Annotated in this window: 17 protein-coding genes and 1 pseudogene; 6 read left to right on the top strand and 12 right to left on the bottom strand. The window is 45.4% G+C overall.

The window, feature by feature from the left end; genetic code table 11:
• Nucleotides 1-15: 15 nt before the first annotated feature.
• From spaP to invF, 10 genes are read right to left on the bottom strand one after another with little or no spacing between them, the layout of a single operon-like run.
• The gene (gene spaP / locus ACLJPQ_RS16100; RefSeq protein ID WP_000526016.1) at nucleotides 16-690 is read right to left on the bottom strand and encodes an SPI-1 type III secretion system export apparatus protein SpaP; all 675 of its coding nucleotides are present in this window, start codon (nucleotides 688-690) and stop codon (nucleotides 16-18) included.
• Nucleotides 680-1,591 (bottom strand): SPI-1 type III secretion system protein SpaO, encoded by a 912-nt coding sequence (gene spaO, locus ACLJPQ_RS16105; RefSeq protein ID WP_080068181.1) that lies wholly within the window; start codon nucleotides 1,589-1,591, stop codon nucleotides 680-682. The genes spaP and spaO overlap by 11 nt, the downstream gene beginning before the upstream one ends.
• Nucleotides 1,591-2,601 (bottom strand): SPI-1 type III secretion system protein SpaN, encoded by a 1,011-nt coding sequence (spaN, locus tag ACLJPQ_RS16110; RefSeq protein ID WP_023137851.1) that lies wholly within the window; start codon nucleotides 2,599-2,601, stop codon nucleotides 1,591-1,593. Before spaN ends, spaO begins: the two co-directional genes overlap by 1 nt.
• Nucleotides 2,601-3,044, bottom strand: a complete 444-nt coding sequence (spaM, locus tag ACLJPQ_RS16115) for an SPI-1 type III secretion system protein SpaM (RefSeq protein WP_000555884.1) — start codon at nucleotides 3,042-3,044, stop codon at nucleotides 2,601-2,603. Before spaM ends, spaN begins: the two co-directional genes overlap by 1 nt.
• Entirely contained in the window at nucleotides 3,022-4,317 is a 1,296-nt protein-coding gene (gene invC, locus ACLJPQ_RS16120) for a SctN family type III secretion system ATPase InvC (protein ID WP_000856766.1), read from the bottom strand. The genes spaM and invC overlap by 23 nt, the downstream gene beginning before the upstream one ends.
• On the bottom strand, nucleotides 4,314-4,721 hold the full coding sequence (gene spaK, locus ACLJPQ_RS16125) for an SPI-1 type III secretion system chaperone SpaK (protein ID WP_001164066.1): 408 nt from the start codon (nucleotides 4,719-4,721) through the stop codon (nucleotides 4,314-4,316). The genes invC and spaK overlap by 4 nt, the downstream gene beginning before the upstream one ends.
• Before the next feature lie 23 nt (nucleotides 4,722-4,744).
• On the bottom strand, nucleotides 4,745-6,802 hold the full coding sequence (gene invA / locus ACLJPQ_RS16130; protein ID WP_000927219.1) for a type III secretion system export apparatus protein InvA: 2,058 nt from the start codon (nucleotides 6,800-6,802) through the stop codon (nucleotides 4,745-4,747).
• A gap of 24 nt (nucleotides 6,803-6,826) precedes the next feature.
• Nucleotides 6,827-7,945: a type III secretion system gatekeeper InvE gene (gene invE / locus ACLJPQ_RS16135; protein WP_000612171.1), complete on the bottom strand. Its 1,119-nt coding sequence runs from the start codon at nucleotides 7,943-7,945 to the stop codon at nucleotides 6,827-6,829.
• Entirely contained in the window at nucleotides 7,942-9,630 is a 1,689-nt protein-coding gene (gene invG / locus ACLJPQ_RS16140) for a type III secretion system outer membrane ring protein InvG (protein WP_000848102.1), read from the bottom strand. The genes invE and invG overlap by 4 nt, the downstream gene beginning before the upstream one ends.
• Nucleotides 9,627-10,277, bottom strand: coding sequence for a type III secretion system transcriptional activator InvF (gene invF / locus ACLJPQ_RS16145; protein ID WP_001728903.1), 651 nt, complete (start codon nucleotides 10,275-10,277; stop codon nucleotides 9,627-9,629). The genes invG and invF overlap by 4 nt, the downstream gene beginning before the upstream one ends.
• 457 nt (nucleotides 10,278-10,734) lie before the next feature.
• On the opposite strand from invF, the gene invH reads away from it, so the two are divergent.
• The 3 genes from invH (at nucleotide 10,735) to ACLJPQ_RS16160 (ending at nucleotide 12,392) form a co-directional block, all read left to right on the top strand.
• Nucleotides 10,735-11,178 (top strand): SPI-1 type III secretion system invasion lipoprotein InvH, encoded by a 444-nt coding sequence (invH, locus tag ACLJPQ_RS16150; protein WP_000715099.1) that lies wholly within the window; start codon nucleotides 10,735-10,737, stop codon nucleotides 11,176-11,178.
• A 432-nt stretch (nucleotides 11,179-11,610) separates the two neighbouring features.
• Nucleotides 11,611-12,060 carry an STM2901 family protein gene (locus tag ACLJPQ_RS16155; protein ID WP_080184758.1) on the top strand — a complete coding sequence of 150 codons (450 nt, stop codon included), beginning with the start codon at nucleotides 11,611-11,613 and terminating at the stop codon, nucleotides 12,058-12,060.
• Entirely contained in the window at nucleotides 12,045-12,392 is a 348-nt protein-coding gene (locus ACLJPQ_RS16160) for a DUF1493 family protein (RefSeq protein WP_001669174.1), read from the top strand. Before ACLJPQ_RS16155 ends, ACLJPQ_RS16160 begins: the two co-directional genes overlap by 16 nt.
• A 272-nt stretch (nucleotides 12,393-12,664) precedes the next feature.
• On the opposite strand, the gene ACLJPQ_RS16165 is transcribed toward ACLJPQ_RS16160, so the two are convergent.
• Nucleotides 12,665-12,991, bottom strand: coding sequence for a hypothetical protein (locus tag ACLJPQ_RS16165; RefSeq protein WP_000393295.1), 327 nt, complete (start codon nucleotides 12,989-12,991; stop codon nucleotides 12,665-12,667).
• A 593-nt stretch (nucleotides 12,992-13,584) separates the two neighbouring features.
• On the opposite strand from ACLJPQ_RS16165, the gene ACLJPQ_RS16170 reads away from it, so the two are divergent.
• Nucleotides 13,585-13,875 (top strand): DUF1778 domain-containing protein, encoded by a 291-nt coding sequence (locus tag ACLJPQ_RS16170; RefSeq protein WP_000855694.1) that lies wholly within the window; start codon nucleotides 13,585-13,587, stop codon nucleotides 13,873-13,875.
• A complete protein-coding gene (locus ACLJPQ_RS16175) occupies nucleotides 13,872-14,399 on the top strand; it encodes a GNAT family N-acetyltransferase (protein ID WP_000971655.1) in 528 nt (175 codons plus the stop codon). The genes ACLJPQ_RS16170 and ACLJPQ_RS16175 overlap by 4 nt, the downstream gene beginning before the upstream one ends.
• A 72-nt stretch (nucleotides 14,400-14,471) precedes the next feature.
• Here the strand turns inward: ACLJPQ_RS16175 and ACLJPQ_RS16180 are convergent.
• A pseudogene (locus tag ACLJPQ_RS16180) lies at nucleotides 14,472-14,896 on the bottom strand (transposase); the annotation flags it as partial.
• Nucleotides 14,897-15,122: 226 nt separating this feature from the next.
• Between ACLJPQ_RS16180 and pphB the strand changes: the two are divergent.
• Nucleotides 15,123-15,779, top strand: coding sequence for a protein-serine/threonine phosphatase (pphB, locus tag ACLJPQ_RS16185; RefSeq protein ID WP_000420452.1), 657 nt, complete (start codon nucleotides 15,123-15,125; stop codon nucleotides 15,777-15,779).
• The last annotated feature ends 106 nt before the right edge of the window (nucleotides 15,780-15,885 follow it).

The raw sequence follows: 15,885 nt of genomic DNA on the forward strand, positions 1-15,885 counted from the left end.
CGTCTCGTAATGATGTCATGTTGCAATGTCCATATACTGTAATATCAATCCCTTAGACAGTAAGGTCCAGCCATCAAGCGCGACAAAAAGCACCAGCTTAATAGGTGTAGATATCGTCACCGGACTCATCATCATCATCCCCAGCGCCAGTAGCACGCTGGATACCACCAGGTCGACGACAACAAAGGGCAAATAGAGATAAAAACCAATTTTAAACGCGCTTTTTATTTCGCTCAGCGCATAAGCAGGTAATAACGCAAATATTGATGGTTTTTCAATTTCATCTTTGTCACGCTTTACCGTCTCGGTCTCTTCTCCATACTGACGCTTCAGTTGCGCGTTTTCAAAAAACTGAACTAACTCGCGATCTGAATATTTGATCAGATAATCGCGATAACCATCCAGACCTTCATCAACGTGTTTACTTAATGACGAAATATCATTAAAGGTGACATCTTCGTCCTCAAAATAGACGTAGGCATCATGCATTATGGGCCACATAACAAACATAGAAAGCAGCAATGCGACGCCGTTAAGCGTCATATTTGAAGGTATCTGCTGCAATCCCAGGGCGTTACGCACCATGACAAATACAATAGAAAATTTAACGAAACAGGTTCCTGACGCAATAATAAATGGCAACAGGGTGGAAAATGCCAGTAAGGCAATTAATGAGATATCATTCCCCATTACCAGACTCGCTCAGCCATTCATGGATCTCAACGCCTAAGGTGTCATTCATCTGTACCAGTTCGCCATTACCCAGCAAAACACCATTCGCCATAATTTCAACGTTAAGTTCAGCATTGGTCGGCAGTGATAATAGCTGTTGCTGCCCCATGGCTTCGAGTTCGGCGAGGGTAACGTTCTTACGATACAAAACAAATTCCAGTTTGACGGGCAATTGATTCAAGCCAGGCAGAGTTTCTGCAGTTTCAGTTGTATTATTTTCTTCTTCGATATGTTGAATATCTAACGTTTCCACAATAATTCCCCCTTCAACACGGTTGAAATGACCTAACTTTTTCGCGTAGCAATAAACTTCCGCACGGGAAGTACGAATCAGGAGTACATCTCCGATCCCGATTCGGCCCAGCAACGAACGCTGCGTATCACTGCTACCGATTACAAAGCGCAACGGCCAACGCAGCATTTTCGGCCTGCCGCCCCCGACTGCAGGCAGTTCAGGAAGATGCTCAAACCACAGGCCGCCCCGATCACTCATAATGTGCAACAATTTCCCTTCCGGCAGCGCGCTTCCCGGCACGGGGTTCTCTACGCATAAACGCCGACAGGACAAATGCGGCACGGGCAACTCAAACGGTCGCTCTGTTGCAGCAAGCCAGGGAACGACCAGGTGCTCAGCGCCAGCAGAAACCGCCGCCCCCGCCAGAGCGGGAGAGACATGCTCAAGCCAGTCCCCAGGTTGAATCCACGCCGACCACCGTTTTTCTGCATCGCTCAACCGAACCCACATTCCCTGTCGCGTCGGATATTCCAGCGTAGCTTCCTGGCCATGGCGCTGGCATTCTGTCGCGGTTTGCGCCAATAGCCATTCGCGACGATCAATCTGTCTCACACGCAATGACATCAGGCGTCATCCTCCTCGCCAGATTGCTGTCTGTGCTGTTGCTGCTGCGGATTTTGTTGATCGTCTCGCGTCAGGTGCCAGCGCTGGGGATTACCGTTTTGCCATTGATCATGCAAACGATGTTCAACCTGCGTATTTGACGGTATTAACGAAAACTCCCCTGCTTGCCGAGCCTGAATATTGACGGAATAGTCATTTCCCCAGCGCTGAAAACGGTAAGTCAGCGAGCTATCCTCTCCTTTCACGCCATCGGCAGTCGGAAAAATAGTCATCATCGGCTTTGATTGCGCCGCTAAAGGCATTTTTTCATCGCCGCCGGTTAATTGGCTAAGATCGGCGATAGTGGTTGGCTGCAGCGGAAGCTGAGAAACATCTTTAACCTTTTTATGATCTTTATCGTCAGGCTTACCGGTGTTGGCTGCGGCCATTCGGGCAGGTGCGACATCCCGCGCCAGCGGCGCGCCCTCTTTACGAACGCCTTCGCCCGCGATGGCTTTATTATCTCCAGGCAATGCCTTGATATTATCGTCAGAGATTCCCGTGGCGTTATCGGCTACTTCACTAGCGGATTCCACGGCTTTTAAATCAGCAGATAATTTTTTACCGCTTACGCTTTCTAACGGCCTATTTTTAGACGATAGCAACGCTGCGGATTTATCTACTTTGGCCTCCGCAGAGATCAAACCGACAGATTTTTCAGCAGTGACTTTCAACAGTTTTTCAGCAATCCTGAGTTCGCCTTTTCCGTTATGATGCAGACCAGAAACGTTGCCATTGTGATGTTCTGATTTCGCTGGCGCGCCATGTCGCCATGCCGCCAGTAATACCGGTAAAGCCGTTTCTTTATGCATTACGAAAGCATCGCCATAGTCGCGATCTTTTTTATCACCGGAATATTCTGTCTTATGTTTCTCCACCGCTTTTTTTAATGCTTCTGATAAACCGCCGACCTCATCCTGCTGCGGCAGTAAAATGTTTCCGGATGAACTGACAGCTGACACATCGCCCATTAAATTATCTCCTCTGACTCGGCCTCTTCCTGCTGTATCTCTCGCTGGATGTAGTGTCTTTTCTGACGGATTATCCAGCGTTGATAGTTCCCTTCTTTGCGCAACCAATATTTACTTTTTTTCTGAAACTCTTCCCTTTTCTTTTCCAGCTCGCTCCGTTTTTCCTGAATTTGTATAATCTGGAGTTCTAAATCTTTTATCTGCCGGCGAACAATAGACTGCTTACGTAATAACGTATAAATTTCCTCACGACTGAGCTGTCTGTTTTCTGCACGTAGCGTATCTAATAACAATTTCAGACCCGCTATTTGTTCAAGGATCGCCTCCTCCTCGGCCTGCAGCCCGCGGTCCTCATCCTGATAGCGAAGTAATATCGACTCACACTGTGAATGAAATACCGTACAGCGCCGCTGCAATACTTTAATTCTGGTCAGCGAATGCATTCATACCGCTCAACGTGTCATCAAAGGATGAATACTGCGCTACCGGCTGGCATAACCAGGCTTTCAGGCTATCCCGCATCTGCATCGCCCGATCGTTATCGATATTTTCGCCAGGACGATATTCTCCCAAGTCAATGAAAAGCTGGAGCTCTTCCAGACGCGTCATTAATTTACGCACGGCAGATGCCTGTTCAGCATGTGTCGGCGTCGTGACTTGTCCAAAAACGCGGCTTACGCTTTTCAGTACATCGATTGCCGGGTAATGTCCCTGCCCGGCCAGCTTTCTGCTCAGATACAGGTGACCGTCAAGGATAGAGCGAATTTCATCCGCCATCGGGTCCGCCTCTTCCTCGCTTTCCAGCAGTACCGTATAAAAGGCAGTAATGCTTCCCTCGCTGGTCGCCCCGGGGCGTTCCAGCAAGCGGGGCAAATTATCGAATACGGAGGCGGGATAACCTCGACGGGCCGGACGCTCTCCCGACGCCAGTGCCACGTCTCGCAAAGCACGCGCATAACGGGTCATGGAATCGATAAAAAGCACGACCCGTTTTCCCTGGTCGCGAAAATATTCCGCTACGGTTGTCGCCAGTTGCGCCGCATTGCAGCGATCGACCGAGGGGAAATCGGAAGTGGCAAAAACCAGCACGCATTTTTCTTTCTTATGCGAAGCGCGCAACATATCCACGAATTCAGTGACCTCGCGGCCTCGTTCACCAATAAGACCGATAACAAAGACATCCGCCTCCGTTTGCTCGATCAGCATATGCATCAGCATGGTCTTACCGCATCCTGCGGAGGCAAAAATGCCCATTCGCTGGCCTACGCCACAGGTCAATAACCCGTCAATCGCGCGCACACCGGTAATCAGCGGTTCACGGACGCCAACGCGCGAAGCGTAAGACGGCGGTGCGACATCAATAACGCGTTCTTCGCTAATCGGCGCCACTTCAGGGGTAAAACGCTCAACGATTTTCCCCGTCGGATCCAACACCGCGCCTAATACCGAGTATCCCACCCACGCCGATAACGCACGTCCAGTGGGATAAAGCACGACATCGCGGCTCAGCCCCTGGGCATTGCCGATAAGGCTCAGCACGGTGCGTTCCCGCTGTAAGCCAACCACCTGCGCACGTGCAACAACCTGTTTTTGGTGCCAGCCACGGCGTATTTCACACAGTTCGCCAATGGCTACATCGCGCAATTCCGCCTCAATAATTGGGCCGGTTATTTTTTGTGGGTAGGCCAGATATTGCAGTAAACGAGGTGTTTTCATCTCATTAGCGACCGACTAAAAACTTCCAGATAGTTGTAAAACCCATTCAAGGCAGTAGAGAACTTTTCACCGTCAGATAAAAAATCCGGATGCACTAAGGCTTTAAGAGTTAGCTCCCCATTCTGCTCCCCCAGTAGTAATTGCCCGCCGCGGGCAAAATGGCATCCTTCCATTATGGTCATTAAGATTTCATAAGCCCGCTGTTGTAATACCACCATGCTGTCAGCACCCAATTGCGCCCAGATCCATACATCATCGTCCTTGACGCTGATACAGATACTTGGCAATGCAAATAAATCCAGAACAATTGTTGAATGGCTATCTATTCCTCCAATTAATGAAGGATCGCAACCACTTACTTCCAGTGCGGAACGAACTAATTCAGCGATATCCAAATGTTGCATAGATCTTTTCCTTAATTAAGCCCTTATATTGTTTTTATAACATTCACTGACTTGCTATCTGCTATCTCACCGAAAGATAAAACCTCCAGATCCGGAAAACGACCTTCAATCATTTTCTTAATAAATCGACGGACATCGACAGACGTAAGGAGGACAAGATCTTTATGTGCAATCAATAAATCATCCAACTTAAGTGTAATGAGATCCATCAAATTAGCGGAGGCTTCCGGGTCAAGGCTGAGGAAGGTACTGCCAGAGGTCTGACGGATCCCTTTGCGAATAACATCCTCAACTTCAGCAGATACCATTACTGCTCGTAATTCGCCGCCATTGGCGAATTTATGGCAAATATAACGCGCCATTGCCCCACGAATATGCTCCACAAGGTTAATGACATCTTTTTCTCTTGGCGCCCACAATGCGAGCGCTTCCATAATTAATTTCATATTACGCACGGAAACACGTTCGCTTAACAAACGCTGCAAAACTTCAGATATACGTTGTACCGTGGCATGTCTGAGCACTTCTTTAAGTAAATCAGGAAATTTCGCTTCCAGTTGGTCCAGCATATGTTTTGTTTCCTGAATACCGAAATATTCATTGACGTTGCGCGCCAGCGTCACCGCCAGACAGTGGTAAAGCTCATCAAGCGCGTTCCGCAACACATAGCCAAGCTCCCGGAGTTTCTCCCCCTCTTCATGCGTTACCCAGAAATACTGACTGCTACCTTGCTGATGGATTGTTGGATTAATACCAAAGGACACGACTTCATCGGAATAATTTACCACTCGCATCAAATCAAAATAGACCGTAAATTGTTCAACACGGATCTCATTAATCAACAATACGATGCTGTTATCGTCCAGGCCCTCGCCATCGCGTAACAATACTTCCGGCAGGCGCACGCCATAATCAATAAAGAACTGACTACGTAGACGCTCCGCAAGTTGAGCTTTTTCCAGATCTTCACGCCGGCTCTTCGGCACAAGTAATATCAACGGTACAGTCTCTGTAGAGACTTTATCGAGATCGCCAATCAGTCCTAACGACGACCCTTCTTTTTCCTCAATACTGAGCGGCTGCTCGCCTTTGCTGGTTTTAGGTTTGGCGGCGCTACGTTTTGCTTCACGGAATTTAAAATAGAAGAGTACGCTTAAAACCACCGATAAAATAACAAAAACCGGCAGCGGGAATCCCGGCAGAGTTCCCATTGAAATGGTCAAAATAGCCGTAACAACCAATACAAATGGGTTGTTCAACAGCTGCGTCATGATATTCCGCCCCATGTTATCGCTATCGCCATTTACGCGAGTCACGATAAAACCGGCACTAATCGCAATCAACAATGCGGGGATCTGGGCGACAAGACCATCACCAATGGTCAGCATGGTATAAGTAGACAGAGCGGAGGACAAATCCATACCATGGCGGGTCATCCCCACCGAAATACCGCCAATAAAGTTCACAAAGATGATAATGATGCCGGCAATAGCGTCACCTTTGATAAACTTCATCGCACCGTCAAAGGAACCGTAAAGCTGGCTTTCTCTTTCCAGTACGCTTCGCCGTTCGCGCGCGGCATCCGCATCAATAATACCGGCCTTCAAATCGGCATCAATACTCATCTGTTTACCGGGCATACCATCCAGAGAAAATCGGGCCGCGACTTCCGCGACGCGTTCTGAACCTTTGGTAATAACGATAAACTGGACCACGGTGACAATAGAGAAGACAACAAAACCCACCGCCAGGCTATCGCCAATAACGAATTGCCCGAACGTGGCGATAATTTCACCGGCATCGGCTTCAATCAAGATAAGACGGCTGGTACTGATCGATAATGCCAGACGAAAGAGCGTGGTAATTAACAGTACCGCAGGAAACGTTGAAAAACTGAGGATTCTGTCAATGTAGAACGACCCCATAAACACCAATATCGCCAGTACGATATTCAGTGCGATCAGGAAATCAACCAGATAGGTAGGTAATGGAATGACGAACATAGAAATGATCATCACCATTAGTACCAGAATCAGTAATTCAGGTCGTAAACGAGCACTGTTAAGTAGAGAAAGCAGCACTATAGGTATCCTGTTAATATTAAATTAAGACAGCTTTTCAATAGTACGACGCTGTTCTGCCATTTCATGCTTGTAGGCAATATCGGTCATACTACGTAACGCCATTAACAATTCTTCCTGCCAATATTCTTCATAAAAGAGTGAAGAGGGTATGGCTTTACATACTTGATAAAATATCTGCAAAAAGGATGCATGTTCTTTATGACTAAGCAATAACGCATTCAAGCCTATAATATCGGCTAACAGCGAATCCACTTCATGTGGCTGTTGCAATAGCGAAAGCATCAGTAGTAACCACGACGACTCCTCCGCATTAAACGCTTTGGTAAACGAATACGACAACAATGTACTCACAAACAGTAGGTCAGCGGAGCGCAACATTTTAAGTTGCGTCAGGCGTCGTAAAAGCTGGCCAAACTCCAGGCGCGAACAACTGGCGTCATTCGCGTCAATATCGGTTAATAGCGAACCCTCAATAAAATCCAGTACCACCAGTCGACGTTGATAGCCATAACTGGCTATCCAGTCAGAGTAAATCTCCACTTCATGTGATTCACTCTGGATAAATTGCCGATAGCTGGCACGCAATAAGCCTGGTTTTAACGATAATGTTTTCCCAAAAAGCCGGGCCTTCAACGCACAATTAATCCCTGCCTTGAGGGTCTTCGGATCGGTTTGCTCTTCAACGTGCTTAAGTAACGACTCCAGCTTTTTCCGCACGATCTCTTCCAGGTCTTTACGACGAAGCAATTCGCGTAACACAAGGACTAAATCACTGGGGTCAGGAAATAAGCTACGCGCCTGACGTAAAAAATCTTCTAACGCGCCGCCATGTACGCTAATTAGCTTTAATATTTGCTTCGCCTTCGGTAAAGCCTCATCCTCCAGCACGCGTTCAAAACTGTTAGATAAATTACTGGATTTTTTTTCATAATCGCGACGGTTACGAAATTGCGCCAGCGCCGCTGACATTTCGTCCGTCGACTGGACAAATTTTTGTACTTCCGCCCCTGGAGACGAATCCTCTGCGGCCTGTTGTATTTCCGCCTGTTGCGCATCAGTATGCTGGGTCGCATCCTGATGAGATGTCTGCCGGGACAATATTCTGGAAAATGAAATACCAGAGGTTGAGCCAGGAATCATTTAATTACCTCCTGACCTCTATCCAGATAAACACGAACCCATTTCTGTAACTTATCGTCCCCACTCCAGGCACCGCTTTGCTTCAGAATATTGTTTACCGATTCGCTGGCATCCGGCGTTAACGGGTCGACAATTTCTTTTGGTTCAATCATGAACACACGAACAACATTACTTTTATTCTTACTGGAATAACGGAACAGGCTACCAATAAGCGGTAATTTGCCTAAAAACGGAATACTTTGGACAGTATCGGTATTTGCATCCCGTGTATAACCACCGACCAGCAAACTTTTTCCGTGCGGAACTCTTGCAATAGTGCTAATTAACGTTCGCCCGACTTCGGGTAACGCATCTACGGAGGTGGTAGTATCGGATTGCGGCGTCTTATCGTTGCCATCTTCAATGTCCAGCGACATTTCTATCTGACCATCTGCGGAAAAACGGGGCAGCACTCGGATCATTGTTCCGTATGTTACATGCTCAAGCGCCACATTACGTTCCCCAATCAGCTTGGTGTAAAACGTTCTGTTGTTATCAAAAATAGCGGGAACATTTTCCTGAGTCAGTAATACCGGACGCGAAACCACCGTCGCCTGTTTCTTCTCTTCTAACGCATTGACCGCGGCGATGAATCGACTGCCATCGAGGGTACTTATTGAAGACTGGTTTAATGACACGCCAAGTTTGTCCCCAATAGTAATGCTGCCGCTCCATGAAGTGCCCAAACGCTCCAGATCGCTTTTATTAAGATCGACAATCCACAGGGATAATTCTACGTGACGTTTGGCGACATCCAGCGCTTTAACCAGCATTTCGATAAAATGCACCTGCTCAGCCGTTCCCTTTACTAACAAACTGTTGGTATCCGGATAGGCCACGATTTTAATATTGCCCGCCGCGGCATTTTGCTTTAAAGCTTCCTGCAGACTCATGCCACCGGCATAATTTGCTGCTTTACCTTTCTCTCCATTCGCTGAAAACGCTGGCATCGCCGGGGGTTCGCTACTGACAATATTACCTAAAGGCTGCTCTTCTCCCTGCAATAACCTTTCAATGGCCGTAGCAATACCGGGAATAACCATTTTCTGATCGCGCAGATTGTAGGTACGATCGCCCACGAAGGTATTGTTCAGACGCATCACCCCTATTTTCTGGCGTCCCAGCTCAATACCATCGTTTTGCTTGTCCATCATGGTGGCGGCGTTGACCACCATATCAACATAGACGGGTGGCCCTGAAACATAGAATGTTCCTTTACGGTTATCGCCACGTAGCGGGTAATTTTTGTTATATAAACCTGAGCGTTTTAGAAAATTGTTGAACTCATTGAGTGAGACGTTGCGTAAAGAAACCACGGCATTGCGCATTTCACTGGCGTCATAAATATAGATAGCCTGCCCATCGAAATACCAAATCAGCCCCAGTTGTAGGGAAAGCTTCTCCAGTAATGCGTTAGGATCGTGAAACTCAAAGTTGCCCGTAATTTTTTTTCGTGCCGCCATTTTGCTAACAATGACAGGCTCCTTTAGCTGTAGCGCCATGGCATCGAAAAATGTCCGCAGGCTATCGTCTTTCGCAACAAACCCACTTCCCGTTACAGGTATTTTTTCACTAGAATAACCAGGTGCAACCAGAACAAGCGCGGCACATGCCAGCACTCTGGCCAAAAGAATATGTGTCTTCATTTGTCTGCCAATTGAATAATATTTGATAATTTCCGCGGCGAAACGCCGATCAGCTCTTTGATCTCACTAGAAAAATGTGAAGGCGATGAGTAACCATGATTAACGGCTAATTGAGTGATGTTCTCGTGGCCTTCTACACTATTCAGCAGCGATTGCGCCATACGCCAGTTTCGTAATTCACTCTTCGCTTTTCCGCCCAACGCTCTGCTGCACAAACGACGAAAATGGGTATAAGAAACGCCATAGTCTTCTCCCAGCATTCTCATCGTGTTGCCGCTGGTTGACTGAGCGAGTAAATAGCCAACCAACCAGTAACTCTCGCTTTTTCGTAACAGCGCCAGTACCTTATTGAAGGCCGGAGAAGGCGTAATAATTTGCTGCAAAAACCAGTACTCGCAGCGTTTACGATCTTGCCAAATAGCGCGAAACTCAGGACTTAGCAAAACCCATTTATCGGATTCAGCATATGTCGTGTCCACTAACCCTGCGCCATCGATAAATGCCAGTAATTTGCTGAGTACTTCAATTTTCAACGGTCGAAAAACCAGGTCTCCTGATACTGGTGCGACAACAGCCTGCTCGCAAAAAAGCAGCGCGCCTTCCTGAATCAGGCAGTTTTCATTGTGTCGGCCTTCAGAAAATGACATATGCAGCTTTTGCGCGGAACACGTCTGTATAAACCATGCTTCCGGGCTGCGGATTTTCCGCTTCTCTCCTTCTTTAAGTACTTCCTGCGTATTTAGCATAGTTGTCAGCACCAGTTAAAAATCATTTTAATATGTAAACAATACCGGGAGCGGGTGGCAAAATCCTGATGCAATCATTATGAAACTGATGCCACCCGCTAATTAAATTAGCCAACTTGCACAGCGCTCGCTGATTTAAAACAGAAAATCAGCTCATAGTATATAAATTCTGGCTTATTGTTCTGCAGCCGCAAAAATTCAGATATTGTCATCGGGTTGGATGAATTAATTATTTATATCAGGAGTTTTTTTTGCTAGCATTCCTGAAACGCATTCGCCCCCTTATAGCTATTGTCAGATAACGTTCTGACGGTTGTGTAAAAACATTACGCCTCATTCTTCTGTAGTTGGAGTTAATATGAAAAAATTTTATAGCTGTCTTCCTGTCTTTTTACTGATCGGCTGTGCTCAGGTGCCCCTCCCTTCCTCCGTGAGCAAACCGGTACAGCAACCTGGCGCTCAGAAAGAGCAACTGGCCAACGCAAATAGTATTGATGAGTGTCAGTCTCTTCCGTATGTGCCGTCAGACCTTGCGAAGAATAAATCATTATCAAACCAGAACGCTGATAATTCCGCATCAAAAAATAGCGCAATCAGCTCAAGCATTTTTTGCGAAAAATATAAACAAACCAAAGAGCAGGCGCTCACCTTCTTCCAGGAACATCCACAATACATGCGTTCGAAAGAAGATGAAGAGCAACTCATGACCGAATTTAAAAAAGTTTTGCTTGAACCCGGAAGTAAGAATTTAAGCATATATCAGACGTTACTTTCTGCCCATGAAAGACTGCAAGCCTTATAAGGCCATATCACCGTTGGCTGAACTCATCATGATATAATTAAGACCATATTTTGCATTGCCACTTAATATCAATATAATTATTATAGCTATGGTCACTTTTACGGTTGGCCATTTGTCTCTTACGTTGCATTTATCAATCTGCTTTTTGATACAGCAGCACCTCGCTGCTGCTTTTTTTTATTTGCGATAAAGAACTGCCTCCCAGACTCGGGAAAATAGCCGAAACTTATACTGACAAACTATCGTCTCGTATATCGCGATAAACTGACATCCCCCTCTTGCCCCACATGTTGGCATTCTTACGATACCCCATCCACTTTTCGCGGATAACGTTCTTTTTACCCGTGACAGCGTATTGACGACCAGGCTAGTATAGCGGCAGAAACGTCCCGATGTCTGGAATGAATGGCAAACAGTCTATAAGGTGATTGAATGGATACGACAGAAGAACTAAACGGAACCTACTTCTACCACGGACAATCGAACCTGTCAGCAGGTGAACTATTTGATGTAATTTTCCTTGAGCAATTTTGTGATGAACTTGGGATTAGCATTGAGTCAGGTGCTGCTATCCTCGCCGGGCAACCGTGGTTAAAAACCAGAACGAAACCGGGAGAGGCAATCAAAGGGACAAGTGTTATCTCCAGGTATGGGAGAATGCTTTTACGAAATGCACGAATTCCTTTTGGTATTAGAGTTCCTACACCCGTTGGTATAAGAATGCGAAAAACAAATAATCTTGCCGCAGTCATAGCACGATATGTTCCATGGTTAGGTTGGGTTGGTCTTGTGAATTCAATTTACCAGGTATCAAGGAGAACTCAGGCAAAATACAACCTAATAGCACGCCCTAAAGATCGTATACAATGGACATCCTTTTGATGGACACAATTCAGCAAGAGGTGTTAGCACTCTTCCGTGAAGAGATTCCCGGATATTTAGACAGCAATTGGAAAGAAATCCCATTAGAACTTGATTCTGATTTATTTGAAGCTCCAGGCGATGACCTGCATGAAGCTTTGGATAAATTTGAAAAAAAATTTAATGTAGATTTATCACAAGTTAAATGGTCGTGTTATTTCCCTTGGGAGAATACTCCACTGCTTACACGATGGTTTAAATTAAAACGGGAAGATGTAGAACGAACTCGTAAGCCTTTAACAATCAGAATGTTTTCTGAATCAGCGAAAGCTGGGAAATGGCTTTATGATTAATGAAAAATATGTCGAATTAATCAGGAGCTAATTACTATGAATTTTGTTAATCGATTAAAATTAAAAGTAGTAAATTTCATATACTTTTCAAATTAAAATAATGTGTTGTATCTACCTTTCGACCACCAGTAACTCTGACGCCATCCGTTTTAAATTGACCATTTGGTTCTGGTGGTATATCGCGAGTAGATATTTCTGAAGTGCTTGACTATTCACTCTTTTTTAGCCTGCATGTATGGTGGCGACGATGCTGTTACATAGGTACCGGTATATTACCAAATTGATTCTGCCAGATATCCCGCCTCACGTAGAGCATTCATAATTTTATTCGCTAATTCATACTGATATTCATACGAGGTATTCTCCATGGAAAATACCGTTAATTCATATTTATAATACAGCCAACCATCATTCTCATTTATCAACTTAGGATTACAGTCATAATTTCTTTCTATTGTAATCATTGTATTTTCGTATCTTAAATATAATGAATTCACTTTTATTATGTCTGGAATCCCTTGGGATAAAAAATCAATTAACTCATATTTATCCAGATCAGACTCAACAACGATTGTGAATTCAGCGTTAACTTCTTCCATTATGGAACCTCAATATATGGGCCTCTATTAAACGGTGATGATCCTTTCATTACCGATATCTGTATTTTTGTTACATCATCCGGATGAAAATGTAGGATATACATCCTCCCGTATGCCACCTTCATCACCAGGGCCTAATGCACGCCGTTGGGCCTTTGTTGATTTTTAACCATCTGATCTTACTCAGCAATAGTGGACACGCAACTAAGTGAGTAAACGCTCAAGCAAGAGGTGACTCACATGACAAAACCAGCATCAACCACCAAAAAGCCACGTAAACAGCAAACTCAGCTCTCTTCTTCTGAACGTGAGCAGAAGATGTCCGCCGCTTAGGGTTGTGTCCCTATTACGCGGGTAGGATCAATCAACCAGTTACGGCAAAAAAGAGAATCATGAATATATTTAGCAAACTCCCTGATGATACGTAATCAGTGAGATTAAAATAATGCAATCGCGATAAACCGAAGTTAATCCCCTGTTTAAAGACAGTGAACGACCTTCTTGCCATGTCTGGACTATATCAGCCTCACATGTACGCCTTGAAAGCGTACAGATATGTATTATAATTGTACATATTGTTCATAAACAGGAGGATGAAAACCATGCCTCAGATAGCTATAGAATCTAACGAAAGGCTGTCGTTGCGTGTATCGACGGATGCCAAAAAGTTGATAGTCCGCGCTGCGGCAATCCAGCAAACCAACCTGACGGATTTTGTGGTCAGTAACGTACTACCTGTCGCACAGAAGATTGTTGATGCCGCCGAACGGGTATATCTGACGGAGCGCGATACTCAAATGATCATGGAAATTTTAGATAACCCGCCAGCGCCGAATGAAAAGCTTCTTGCCGCTGCTTTCGCCCTGCCGGACATGAAGAAATGATGTTTACAGACTGGCATGAGGCCGCGATAGGAAAAACCCACAATCGAATGAATTTTGATTGTGGGGATGCCGATCTGAACCAATTCCTGCAACGCCATGCACGACAAAATCATGAGAAAGGGACAACGAAAACCTATGTTGCGCTTGATAATTCGGATGTTACACGTATCCACGGCTTTTACTCAGTCAGTCCTGCATCACTGATATATGCACAGGTTCCCGGCGCAATCAGCAAAGGATTAGGGAGATACGATGTGCCAGTGTTTCGTCTGGGTCGTTTAGCCGTAGACAAATCTATGCAGGGGCAAGGGCTGGGAGCACAACTTTTGTTATCTGCCGGAAAGCGTTGCATACAGGCGGCTTTGCAGGTCGGTGGCGTAGCCCTGCTTATTGATGCCAAAAATAAACAGGTCTGCGACTGGTACAAAGGATTTGGCGCAGTACCATTAAACGATCAACCCCTTTCCTTGTTACTGTCGTTTAAAACGCTTTATGCGGCTTTATCTGCATCTGGTAGGTTATGACAACATGAGGCTTTGTTGAATAATTCAGAATCGGCCAACGATAAGGATACAGGACTCCCACCGGAGCACTCGTTATACGAGCCTGACGCTGGTCGGCATTGCCAACAACGTCATCCTGTTCAGCGCTTTGGCCATCGCCATCGCTTCAACCACCTGCGCGTCATAGTTCCGCAGGCTCAGATGGTCGCCCAGCAAGGTTTTGAGACGGAACATCGCTGTTTCCACTACTGAACGACGGTGATAGCCCACTTTCTTTTCCAGACCTCATTGCTGCCGCTCCGATGTTGATTTGCCACCGCGTGGTTACGCTCATGGTACTTGCCCGGCCAGTATCGCGCACCGCTTCGTGGCGGGATTAGCGGCCTGATTTTTTTCCTCAACAACACATCATGGCAATAGCGCGTGTCATAAGCGCCGTCAGCCGAGGCTTCCCTGATTTTACGGTGAGTCTGGCTAATCAACCCCGGCAGTGCCTGCGCATCTGTCGAGCCTCTGAGCGGGAAAGTATGCCTTTGCAATTAATCAGTAAAGTGTTGCGCGAGAAATAGTGCATCTTTCAAGCACATCGTCTACTTTAATTAACCGATTCATAAAATATATATTACCTGTTCATTTCTAGCTTGTAGATTATTTTAATAACTGTGTATTTTAAAGAATAAAAATTAATATTACTCTACTTTTTTGTTATAATACCAGACTCCAAAATTGTGCTATAGGAACATCATGGAATTAATTCGTTATGCTGACATCAACAGCGATCTGTATCGCCACATTTGGGTCGTTGGTGATATTCATGGATGTTACTCCTTATTGTTAACCAGACTGGCTCAATTAAATTTCTCTCCTGATACCGATCTCTTGATCTCCACTGGAGATAACATTGATCGAGGAAAAGAAAACCTTGAAACACTGAGACTGTTAAATACCCCATGGTTTATTTCTGTAGTGGGTAATCATGAAGCTATGGCGCTTGACGCTTTTGAAACACAGGATGGCAATTTCTGGTATGTAAACGGTGGTTACTGGTACGACTCGGTCACCGAAAAAGACAGGCAAGAAGCCACTGAGCTATTACTAACTTTTAAGCAGCGTCCTCACATCATAGAAGTTGAAACGTCCTCAAAGAAGTACGTGATTGCCCATGCCGATTATCCAGATGACAGCTACGATTATGGGAAGCAAGTTGATATTGATAGCGTTCTATGGTCACGCGATCGTCTGCTTGGTTCGTTACAGGGGAATATCCATCCAATACGCGGTGCGGATACTTTTATCTTCGGCCATATGATTGTTGACTACACAACAACATTCGCCAATCAAATCTACATTGACACAGGTTCTTTCTGTTCAGGCAATCTGTCTTTTTTTAAAATAAAGTAATCTGGAAATAGAATTATATAATATACGCAACGATAGCGTTACTTTATTTTGTATTCTGAGGATATATATTCAAACATAGAATTCTATCATAGAATATTAACCCTCC

Source organism: Salmonella sp. SAL04213 (genome assembly GCF_046550535.1).
GTDB lineage: Bacteria > Pseudomonadota > Gammaproteobacteria > Enterobacterales > Enterobacteriaceae > Salmonella > Salmonella enterica.